Source organism: Arthrobacter bambusae (genome assembly GCF_030812595.1).
Taxonomy (GTDB): domain Bacteria; phylum Actinomycetota; class Actinomycetes; order Actinomycetales; family Micrococcaceae; genus Arthrobacter; species Arthrobacter bambusae_B.
Map to the genome: position 1 here is coordinate 1 of NZ_JAUSSZ010000029.1, position 10,241 is coordinate 10,241.

Annotated in this window: 9 protein-coding genes and 1 pseudogene; 8 read left to right on the plus strand and 2 right to left on the minus strand. The window is 63.4% G+C overall.

All coding sequences use genetic code 11. From position 1 onward, the window contains the following. Window positions 1–271: 271 nt before the first annotated feature. Window positions 272–694 carry a hypothetical protein gene (locus tag J2S96_RS19910; RefSeq protein WP_306867562.1) on the plus strand — a complete coding sequence of 141 codons (423 nt, stop codon included), beginning with the start codon at window positions 272–274 and terminating at the stop codon, window positions 692–694. A gap of 48 nt (window positions 695–742) precedes the next feature. Here J2S96_RS19910 and J2S96_RS19915 read toward each other — a convergent pair whose 3' ends face one another. Both J2S96_RS19915 and J2S96_RS19920 read right to left on the minus strand, forming a co-directional pair. Then, window positions 743–1,102, minus strand: a complete 360-nt coding sequence (locus tag J2S96_RS19915; protein ID WP_306867564.1) for a hypothetical protein — start codon at window positions 1,100–1,102, stop codon at window positions 743–745. Between the two features lie 612 nt (window positions 1,103–1,714). Continuing rightward, complete coding sequence (locus tag J2S96_RS19920; RefSeq protein WP_306867567.1) at window positions 1,715–1,876, minus strand: hypothetical protein; 162 nt, start codon at window positions 1,874–1,876, stop codon at window positions 1,715–1,717. 510 nt (window positions 1,877–2,386) lie between these two features. Here J2S96_RS19920 and J2S96_RS19925 point away from each other — a divergent pair. The 7 genes and pseudogenes from J2S96_RS19925 to bcp all read left to right on the plus strand — a co-directional run bounded on the left by J2S96_RS19925 (window position 2,387) and on the right by bcp (window position 9,867). Further along, a complete protein-coding gene (locus J2S96_RS19925; protein ID WP_306867570.1) occupies window positions 2,387–3,190 on the plus strand; it encodes a hydroxypyruvate isomerase family protein in 804 nt (267 codons plus the stop codon). Between the two features lie 42 nt (window positions 3,191–3,232). After that, window positions 3,233–4,120, plus strand: a pseudogene (locus tag J2S96_RS19930) (2-hydroxy-3-oxopropionate reductase); the annotation flags it as partial. Between the two features lie 109 nt (window positions 4,121–4,229). Next, window positions 4,230–6,020: a glyoxylate carboligase gene (gene gcl, locus J2S96_RS19935; RefSeq protein ID WP_306867572.1), complete on the plus strand. Its 1,791-nt coding sequence runs from the start codon at window positions 4,230–4,232 to the stop codon at window positions 6,018–6,020. 31 nt (window positions 6,021–6,051) lie between these two features. Next, window positions 6,052–7,278: a glycerate kinase gene (locus tag J2S96_RS19940; protein ID WP_306867575.1), complete on the plus strand. Its 1,227-nt coding sequence runs from the start codon at window positions 6,052–6,054 to the stop codon at window positions 7,276–7,278. After that, a complete protein-coding gene (gene allB / locus J2S96_RS19945) occupies window positions 7,271–8,632 on the plus strand; it encodes an allantoinase AllB (RefSeq protein WP_306867578.1) in 1,362 nt (453 codons plus the stop codon). The genes J2S96_RS19940 and allB overlap by 8 nt, the downstream gene beginning before the upstream one ends. Before the next feature lie 7 nt (window positions 8,633–8,639). Next, window positions 8,640–9,332 carry a winged helix-turn-helix domain-containing protein gene (locus tag J2S96_RS19950; RefSeq protein ID WP_306867581.1) on the plus strand — a complete coding sequence of 231 codons (693 nt, stop codon included), beginning with the start codon at window positions 8,640–8,642 and terminating at the stop codon, window positions 9,330–9,332. 67 nt (window positions 9,333–9,399) lie between these two features. Continuing rightward, window positions 9,400–9,867 carry a thioredoxin-dependent thiol peroxidase gene (bcp, locus tag J2S96_RS19955; RefSeq protein WP_306867584.1) on the plus strand — a complete coding sequence of 156 codons (468 nt, stop codon included), beginning with the start codon at window positions 9,400–9,402 and terminating at the stop codon, window positions 9,865–9,867. Window positions 9,868–10,241: the final 374 nt, after the last annotated feature.

Here is a 10,241-nt window from a genome sequence, read left to right on the forward strand (position 1 = left end):
AGGCTTCTTGTCATTACTGCAGTGCCGATCTCTTCGTTATACCCGAGCGGAAGCAGTGCGCAAATTACCGTAGTAGTAAGCGGTGGCCGCCACATCCGCACCTAGGTAGAAGGCACCCCACCCCATGCAGACTGTGCCGCTCAGATAGGATCCACGAGCACCGTTACTATTGGTCCACTGAAGTGTCGCAGGATTGTTGGTTCCCGATCCCGATACGTTGACACCCTTGATACTGATAGACCCAACTCCGTACTGGTAGAACGATGTCGTATTGCGGATCCAATTGGGTGATACGTTCATCACCGCCGACGAGGAAAAACTCCCACAACCGCCATTTGAAACCGACTGGATCCACATATTTGCCGTGATCGGCTGCCCGTTATCGAAATACGACGTGCCCGATGCACTAGTGGCCTGCGCTCCCGACGCAGCCCCAATTGCCATAAGAGCCGTCAGTGCTCCTGCCGCCACTGCCTTCCTTGCATTCCTAACCATTTTCATTCGATTCCCCATTCTCAATTACTGGTCGGTCTTGGAATTCCGATCGCTCTTCTGGTCAGACATGAATATCGAACATGTTCTCCACCCTGAGCCGATCACACCGAACGAATCCGGGCTCGCGGCTAGCGAGTCCTTCACTCCACGTACGGGGGAGCCCGTTCCCGGCCCCGGATCAGGCGCGCCACGAACATGACCAACGCAAGCCCCGGCGAGAGAACGAACAGCGTTCCCATCGCCGGTCCTAGAGACGACTGACGGAGTTGCCTTGGGACGCCTCAGCATCGACGACGAGAGACATGGTTCCAAGACAGATCGCGCCGATCGTCCAAAGCCATGTCGGAAGCGAGCCGGGGAGGCCAACGGTTAACGCCGCGATGAAGACGCCACTACCCATCCCACTGACCGCGAACAGACCAGCATCGCGCTTCGGACTTCGCTTCGTTGCGAGGACAAGGACCAGAGCAGCCGCGCCGACAGCCAATGAGGTCCAGGCAAGCGGTGCGGTCTTCGGTTCGTGAAGAAGCCCGACAATAGTGCTGCCAGCGACACATGCGAGCACGCACGCAGTGGCCGTGCTGCGAATAGCTGATGAAAAGATCATTCTCGGAACCTTTCCTGGGTCCGGGATCGCAGTCGCACGGGCGGGCGTTGCCGCTAAGTCTTCCCGAGCGATCAAGCCGCGATATTCCATGAATCCCCCAATCGATCTGTGGTCCCGATTTGAAATCGAAACTGATACGGGAAGGCTAAGGGCGAAAAAGCCGTCTCAGTGTAAAAAAGCCGAAATTCAGTGCTGGGAAACCGGAATCTCAGTGTGGAATCGAGCAATCTCCGTGTGGTCGGTGGCGCATCTCAGTGTAAATCGAGGGTGAGCACGTAGAGAGGTGACGCCAGTGGCTGCGACCTCCGCGCCCGAGATCAATGGACACCCAATTCACCTTTTCTGACGGGCCCGGAGCCAGCTGCTTGCAACGTCGGATAGGGCTACGAAGCCAAGCGATAGGGCAAAAGCGAGGGCGACCGTAAGTGCCTCCCGAACTGAATTTCTGCCAGTCCACCAACTGTTGTTTACAAACATCAGAATGATCGTCAAGAGCCCAGCCCTTCCGACGCGTGACGTCCACACTTTTTCGCTTGGACCATTCGAGTTGTCCATCCATTACCTCTTCGGATCAAGTTGAAGCGAGCAGGGGAATCCACCCAAAGGTGGAATTTAGGGTTCGCGCACTGTTAGGCGATAGGCCGCCAAGGAATCTCGGCGGGCCCAGGTGACAGCGAGGGCAACGTCGAGGGCGAGAACAACGCAAAAGAAGGCAACAAAGATGGGAAATGGCGCGCCAGCGGCAAAGAGAGCGACCACGATGACGATGAACAAGACGCAACTGATCCAGTTGTACCGACGCCGGCCCGGAGTCGCTCGTCGAGCCGCGTGAAGCTCAGACAGGCAGTGGAGCATTTTGATCCGCTACCTCCGCGAAGGCCGAGGCTGCAGCAAGGCCTTTCCGAGCAATCGATACGCGCTTCTTCATGAATCCCCCAAAGTCTTCCGTGGTTCGGATCCGAGTTCGGAACCGGTACAGGAACCCTAAGGGCGAAAATGGCGTCTCAGTGTTGAAAACGACGAATTAAGTGGTGCCCTCGACCAATCTCAGTGGTCAAACGTGGCAACACGTAGACGGAACCGTGGCAACACGTAGATGGAAACGCAACTCCTCCTTATGCTCAGGACAACCCAAATTGATCCTCGCTCGATCCACCCCTCCGAACGCCCCTTGACTCACACCCCGGCCTTCTCTAAACTTTTCATAAAGCAGAATCTAAATTCCACAAGGCGGAAACGCTGAGGAAGATGGATCCCAAGCCCTCCCCCGGAAGGACACCTACGATGACGTACACAGTGAACTGCTCCATCCTCCTGACGGAGCTGCCCCTGCTCGAGCGCCCTGCAGCCGCGAAGGCTGCCGGTTTTGACGCCGTCGAATTCTGGTGGCCTTTTGAGACTTCCGTGCCGTCGGACGCACAGGTAACCGAGTTCGAGAACGCCATCAAAGACGCTGGCGTTCAGCTCACCGGCTTGAACTTCAACGCCGGCAACATGCCCGGCGGCGATCGCGGCTTGGTCTCCTGGCCGGCCCGCTCTTCCGAATTCCTGGACAACATCGACGTCGTTGCAGGCATCGGCGAGCGCCTCGGCTGCACGGCGTTCAACGCCCTCTACGGCAACCGCGTGGACGGCGAATCGGCGGAAAAGCAGGACGCCATTGGCGCCGAGAACCTGGTCAGCGCCGCACAAGGCGTCGCCCGCATCGGCGGCACCGTCCTCCTCGAGCCTGTCAGCGGCGCACCCAAGTACCCGCTCCTCACCGCCGAAGACGCGCTCAAGGTCATCGCCCGCGTCAAGGAAGAATCCGGCGTCGACAACGTCAAACTCCTCGCCGACTTCTACCACCTGGCGGTCAACGGAGACGACGTCGCAGCCGTCATCGAGAACCACGCCAAGGACTTCGGCCACATCCAGATCGCCGACAACCCAGGCCGCGGCGCCCCCGGAACCGGCGAACTTCCCCTCGGCGAATGGATCGCCCGCAGCCGCGAACTCGGCTACGCCGGCTACATCGGCCTCGAATACAAGGAACCGCAGGAAACGGCCTTCAGCTGGGCCATCCGCCAGCGCGCCACCTCACACTAGGCAATTCAGCACACCTGAGCTAAAACGCAGACTTTCAGAAAGAGAATCACAATGAGCAACGTTGCAGTCATCGGACTCGGAATCATGGGCCTGCCCATGGCCATCAACCTGGTCAAGGCCGGACACACCGTCACCGGCTTCAACCGCAGCCAGGACAAGATCGACAAACTCGTCTCCGAAGGCGGCAAGGGCGCCACGAGCATCGCCGACGCCGTCAAGGACGCCGACGTCGTCATCACCATGGTGCCGGACTCCCCCGACGTCGAGGGCGTAGTCAGCGGCGAGGCCGGCGTCTTCGCCAACGCGAAGAAGGGCGCCCTCTGGATCGACGCGAGCAGCATCCGCCCGGACGTCGCAGTACGCCTCGCTGCAGACGCCAAGGCTGCCGGCATCCGACCGCTCGACGCCCCCGTTTCCGGCGGCGAACAGGGCGCCATCGACGCCGTCCTGTCCATCATGGTCGGCGGCGACGCAGCAGACTTCGACGCCGCACAGGACGTCCTCAACGCCGTCGGCAAGACCATCGTCCACGTCGGCCCCTCCGGCTCCGGCCAGACCGTCAAGGCAGCCAACCAACTGATCGTCGCGGTCAACATCGAGGTCCTCGGCGAGGCCATCGCATTCCTCGAGGCCTATGGCGTAGACACCGACGCGGCCCTCAAGGTCCTCGGCGGCGGCCTGGCCGGCTCCAAAGTCCTCGACCAGAAGGGCCAGAAGATGCTTGACCGCAACTTCGACCCGGGTTTCCGCCTGGCCCTGCACCACAAGGACCTCGGCATCGTCACCTCCGCAGCCCGCGAAGCCAACGTGGCCATCCCGCTCGGCGCCGTCGTCGCACAGCTTGTCGCCGCCACTGTCAACCAGGGCGACGGCGGACTCGACCACTCGGGACTCTTCAAGCAGGTCCTTCAACTCAGCGGCCGCAAGTAAAGCCACCGCGCCAAGGCGCGACAACAAGCACAACCGGGCAACCGCCGTCGTACTTCACGACGGCGGCTCCCTCAGCACACCCCAAAACAGACTTTTCAAGGAGCACACCATGACGAAGATGCGCACTGTTGACGCAGCCGTCGCCATCTTGGCAAAGGAAGGCGCCATCGAGGCGTTCGGCCTGCCAGGCGCGGCAATCAATCCCTTCTACTCGGCCATGCGGGCCCACGGCGGAATCCGCCACACCCTGGCCCGCCACGTCGAAGGCGCCAGCCACATGGCCGACGGCTACTCCCGCGCAGCGGATGGCAACATCGGTATCTGCATCGGCACCTCGGGCCCCGCAGGTACCGACATGATCACCGGCCTGTATGCCGCTTGGGCAGATTCCATCCCCATGCTCTGCATCACCGGCCAGGCCCCGGTTGCCAAGCTGCACAAGGAAGATTTCCAGGCCGTGGACATCGAGTCCATCGCCAAGCCTGTCACCAAGATGGCCATGACCATCCTGGAGCCGGGCCAGGTTCCCGGCGCGTTCCAGAAGGCATTCCAGCTGATGCGCTCCGGCCGCCCGGGCCCGGTCCTGCTGGACCTGCCCTTCGACGTGCAGATGGCGGAAATCGAATTCGACATCGACGCTTACGAGCCCCTCGTCGTCGAGAAGCCCAAGGCCAGCCGGAAGCAGCTGGAAAAAGCACTGGACATGCTCACCGCAGCAGAGCGCCCGCTGATCGTTGCCGGTGGCGGCATCATCAACGCCGGTGCCGCCGCGCAACTGGTTGAACTGGCAGAGATCCTGAACGTTCCCGTCATCCCCACCTTGATGGGCTGGGGCTCCATCCCGGACGACCACGAGCTGATGGCCGGCATGGTGGGCCTCCAAACGAGCCACCGCTACGGCAACGAGACCATGCTGGCCTCGGACTTCGTGATCGGGATCGGCAACCGCTGGGCGAACCGCCACACGGGCGGCCTGGACACCTACACGGCCGGCCGCAAGTTCGTGCACATCGACATCGAGCCCACGCAGATCGGCCGCGTGTTTTCGCCGGACTTCGGCATCGCGTCCGACGCCGGTGCGGCGCTGGACGGGCTGCTGGAGATCGCCCGTGAGCGCAAAGCCGCAGCAGAGCTGCCGGACTACTCCGCTTGGGTTGCGGACTGCACCGCCCGCAAGGGCTCCCTGCAGCGCAAGACCCACTTCGAGAACGTGCCCATCAAGCCGCAGCGCGTGTACGAAGAGATGAACAAGGCATTCGGCAAGGACACCACCTACGTGTCCACGATCGGCCTGTCGCAGATCGCCGGCGCGCAGTTGCTGCACGTTTTCGGCCCGCGCAAGTGGATCAACGCCGGCCAGGCTGGCCCCTTGGGCTGGACCGCTCCGGCCGCGCTCGGCGTCGTTCGCGGCAAGCCCGACGAGACCGTTGTTGCCCTCTCCGGTGACTACGACTTCCAGTTCATGATCGAAGAGCTGGCCGTGGGCGCGCAGTTCAACCTGCCGTACATCCACGTGGTGGTGAACAACTCGTACCTGGGCCTGATCCGCCAGTCGCAGCGCGGCTTCAACATGGAACAGAACGTTTCCCTGGCGTTCGAGAACATCAACTCCACTGACCTGTCGGCAAACACGGCTGGCTACGGCGTGGACCACGTCAAGGTGGCCGAAGGCCTGGGCTGCAAGGCGATCCGCGTGGAGAACCCGTCCGATCTGCCCGCCGCCTTCGACAAGGCCAAGGCACTCATGGACGAGTTCAAGGTTCCCGTGGTGGTTGAAGTGATCCTGGAAAAGGTCACGAACATCTCCATGGGCGTTGAAATCAACGGCGTGAACGAGTTCGAAGAACTGGCCGAGCGCGGCGAGGACGCCCCGACTGCGATCATCGCCCTGCTGGACTAGTCCTCGACAAGCAACGAAAAGGAAGTACGGAATGCGCGTGGTCATAGCCCCGGATAAGTTCAAGGGATCGTTGTCGGCCCCCGAGGTCGCGAGCCGCTTGGCTGCCGGACTGCAGGCCGGCTTCGACGCCAGCCAGCCCGGCGATCCAGCGATCGAGACCACGCTCATTCCAGTGGCCGACGGCGGCGAGGGGACTCTCGACGCCGCCGTCGGCTCCGGCTTCACCCGCCGGAGCACCACCGTCACCGGACCCACGGGGCAGCAGGTCACCGCCGAATTCGCCGTCCGCGGCACGGAGGCCGTCATCGAGATGGCGGCGGCGTCCGGCCTCGCAGTCCTGTCGGGCTTCGCCGATGGCACAGCTCCGAACTCCGAAACCGCTCGGAACTCCACAAGCCAGGGCACGGGCGAACTCATCCGCGCCGCCCTGGACCTCGGCTGCCGGCACATCATCCTCGGCGTCGGCGGAAGTGCCAACACTGACGGCGGCGCCGGTGTCCTCCAAGGCCTCGGCGCCGTATTGCTCGACGCCGACGGCAACGAACTGCCCGGCGGTGGCGCGGCATTGGCCCGCTTGGACCATATCGACTTTTCGAACTTCGACGTCCGCTTGGAAGCCACAGAATTCGTCCTGGCGTCCGACGTCGACAATCCCCTTTTGGGCCGCACCGGCGCCGCCGCGATCTTCGGCCCACAGAAGGGCGCGACGCCGGACGACGTCGCCTCGCTCGACGCGGCGTTGGCCAACTTCGTACAGGTCCTCGCCGACGAAACGGGTTCCGGAGCCCAGGACGCGGCCACAGCTCCGGGGGCTGGAGCGGCAGGCGGCGTCGGCTACATTGCCATCGCGGCGCTGAACGCGGCGCGCAGGCCCGGAATCGACGTCGTCCTCGAATTCACTGAACTGGAGCAGCGGCTGGCCGGTGCGGACCTGGTGATTACCGGCGAAGGCAGCCTGGATGAACAGAGCCTGCTCGGCAAGACGCCCATGGGCGTGGCGCGGGCGGCGGCCCGTTCCGGGACCCCGGTGATTGCCGTGTGCGGCCGCAGTACGCTGAGCCAGGAACAACTTTCGGAATCCGGTTTCGAGTCGGTGCACGCCTTGACCGACCTCGAATCCAATGTAGAGAAATGTATAGCTGAGGCAGGGCCGCTGCTCGAAGAATTGGGTAAGCACATCGGCGTGCGCCTCTCTGAAAAATCGGCACCGACCCAAGACGCAGCGCGAACCGAGACCAAGGAGCAACTCCATGTCTGAAGAAACCACCACAGCACACGGCCCGTTTGACCTGGTCATCCGAGGCCAGCGAATCCTCACCACCGCGGGCATCACCGCCCGCGAAGTTGGCGTCCGAAACGGCGTGATTGTCGCGATCGAACCTTTGGGGAACGGACTGGAGGGCACCGAGGTGATTGAACTCGCCGACGACGAAACCCTCATTCCCGGCCTCGTGGACACCCACGTGCACGTCAACGAGCCCGGCCGCACCGAGTGGGAAGGCTTCGCTTCCGCCACGCGAGCCGCAGCAGCAGGCGGCGTCACTACCATCATCGACATGCCGCTGAACTCCATCCCGCCCACGACCAACGTGGAGGGCCTCAAGCTCAAGCGCGAAGTCGCCGAGGACCAGGCCTTCGTGGACGTCGGATTCTGGGGCGGCGCCATCCCGGGCAACAAGAAGGACCTGCGCCCGCTGCACGACGAGGGCGTCTTCGGCTTCAAGTGCTTCCTGCTCCACTCGGGCGTGGACGAGTTCCCGCACCTTGAAGCGGACGAGATGGAAGAGGACATGGCCGAGCTCAAGTCCTTCGACTCCCTCATGATCGTGCACGCCGAGGACTCGCACGCGATCGACCACGCGCCGCACCCCGGAGGCGCGCACTACTCCACGTTCCTGGCCTCCCGCCCGCGTGGTGCCGAGAACAAGGCCATCGCCGAGGTCATCGAGCGTGCCCGCTGGACCGGCGCCCGTGCGCACATCCTGCACCTCTCGTCGTCGGACGCCCTGCCCATGATCGCCTCGGCAAAGCGCGACGGCGTCCACCTCACCGTTGAGACGTGCCCGCACTACCTCACGCTCATGGCCGAGGAGATCCCCGACGGCGCCACCGCCTACAAGTGCTGCCCGCCCATCCGCGAAGCCTCCAACCGCGAGCTGCTCTGGCAAGGCCTTCAGGACGGGACGATCGACTGCATCGTCTCGGACCACTCGCCGTCGACCCTTGACTTGAAAGACCTCGAAAATGGCGACTTCGCCGTGGCCTGGGGCGGCGTCTCCTCCCTTCAACTCGGGATTTCGTTGATCTGGACCGAAGCCCGGCACCGAGGCATCCCGCTGGAACAAGTCGTGTCCTGGATGTCCGAGAAGCCGGCAGCCTTGGCCCGACTGCACAACAAAGGCCAGCTGGCGCTGGGTTACGACGCTGATTTCTCGATCTTCGCGCCCGACGACGCGTTCGTCGTCGACGTCAAGAAGCTCAAGCACAAGAACCCGATCACGCCGTACGACGGCAAGGCCCTCTCCGGCGTCGTACGCAAAACGTACCTGCGCGGCAACGAGATCGACGGCCGCACGCCCAGCGGCAAGCTGATTCGCCGCGGCGGCGTATAAGGCTGCCATGGCCGTCAACGTCCATGCCCCGTACGGGAAGCTGCCCGTAAGGCTCAACGCCTCGCGGCACCAGCCTGCGCCGCGGCCGGACTTGGAGCCACGCCCGGCATTGCATCCGCGCGGCCTGGCCGTGTGGGTGCAGCCCGGCGAGGGCCAAGACATCGACCCCCGTGTCTGGGCCCGGGCCGCTGAAGCGGTCCTGGCCCGGGCACGCAAACTTGCTCCGGAGGCGGAAGTCCTCCTTTGGCCCGTCGCCGGAGCAGCAACGTCCAACGCTTCGGTGTCTGACGCGTCCGACGGCGGCACTCCGCCGGAGGCGGCCGACGCCGGAAACCGCCCCGCTGCGGTCAAGCCGCCTCTCGCAACGGCGGGCCGGCGCAGCAGCGTGGCAGTGGACCTGGCCGCGGACACCGTCCTCCTGGACGGTGTCCCGGTCAGCTTCACCCCGATGGAACACAGTCTCCTCCGCTACCTCGTGGAAAACCTGTCCCGTCCCATCCCACGTGAAGAATTGCAACGTTTTCTGGAGTCACTTGACTGTCCCGGCGCGGCGTTTCGGTCCATCGACGTGTATGTTGGACGCGTCCGGCGCAAGCTGGGCTCAGCCCGCCATGTCATCGCCACAGTGCGTGGAGGCGGCTACCAGTTCGTGCCCGGACCAGGCTCCACAGTCCGCGGACCCGCGGAATACTGCATCTAGGCAGCCCGTTACACCTATAGATTGATCGCCGGCCACGGCGGTTGCCCGACAAGTCAAGGATCGCAACATGACCCAGAAACTCCTCGCCGGAACCCAGGCCCCCGATTTCGCACTGCTTAACTCCGAGGGCCAGAAGGTTTCCCTGTCGGACTACCGCGGGCGCAACGTCATCGTGTACTTCTACCCCGAAGCTGCCACCCCTGGCTGCACCACCGAGGCCTGCGACTTCCGCGACAGCCTGTCCAGCCTCCAGTCCTCCGGCTACGAAGTCCTGGGCATCTCCCCTGACGCGCCCGAAAAGATCGCTCACTTCGCCGGCGACTTCTCCCTGACCTTCCCGCTCCTCTCCGACGAAGACCACGCAGTGGCCCTGGCCTACGGTGCTTGGGGCGAGAAGCTCGTGGACGGCGAAGTGGTTGACGGCCTGGTCCGCTCCACCGTAGTGCTCGACGGCGAAGGCAAGGTCAAGCTGACCCAGTACCAGGTCAAGGCCCAAGGCCACGTAGCAGCCCTGAAAGCCGAACTCGGCCTGTAACGCCCGCTCACATACAACGCCGTTTAACCCGACGCCCGGTCACATACAACGCCAAATGGCGGAACCCTCCTGCAGATCGATCTGCAGGAGGGTTCCCTGTTTTCCGGCCAAAGGTGAGCGAGCGTCCCTCTCGCGCACGCGGCGCTGGCTCCCGACGGCGGCACTCGCGTGAGTGCCGCCGTCGGGGTTTACGCCTGGTACCTACCGCCGGAGACCACCCCACCACTCAATTTCGGCAAAATCACCACCTAATTAGGGAAACTCGCCACCTAATAGGCGTTCGCCATACCTAAGCTCATCTTGGTCCGCGCCGTCATATTGGGGGGCGGCGCGGACCTCCGTGCGCTAACCGGAGCCAAATTTGAGCAGGCGCC

Excerpts from the sequence above, each read along its gene's own strand:
- J2S96_RS19915 (WP_306867564.1), bottom strand. The coding sequence starts at position 1,102 with ATGATCTTTTCATCAGCTATTCGCAGCACGGCCACTGCGTGCGTGCTC.
- gcl (WP_306867572.1), top strand. The coding sequence starts at position 4,230 with ATGACGAAGATGCGCACTGTTGACGCAGCCGTCGCCATCTTGGCAAAG.
- J2S96_RS19925 (WP_306867570.1), top strand. The coding sequence starts at position 2,387 with ATGACGTACACAGTGAACTGCTCCATCCTCCTGACGGAGCTGCCCCTG.
- J2S96_RS19950 (WP_306867581.1), top strand. The coding sequence starts at position 8,640 with ATGGCCGTCAACGTCCATGCCCCGTACGGGAAGCTGCCCGTAAGGCTC.
- J2S96_RS19940 (WP_306867575.1), top strand. The coding sequence starts at position 6,052 with ATGCGCGTGGTCATAGCCCCGGATAAGTTCAAGGGATCGTTGTCGGCC.
- bcp (WP_306867584.1), top strand. The coding sequence starts at position 9,400 with ATGACCCAGAAACTCCTCGCCGGAACCCAGGCCCCCGATTTCGCACTG.
- allB (WP_306867578.1), top strand. The coding sequence starts at position 7,271 with ATGTCTGAAGAAACCACCACAGCACACGGCCCGTTTGACCTGGTCATC.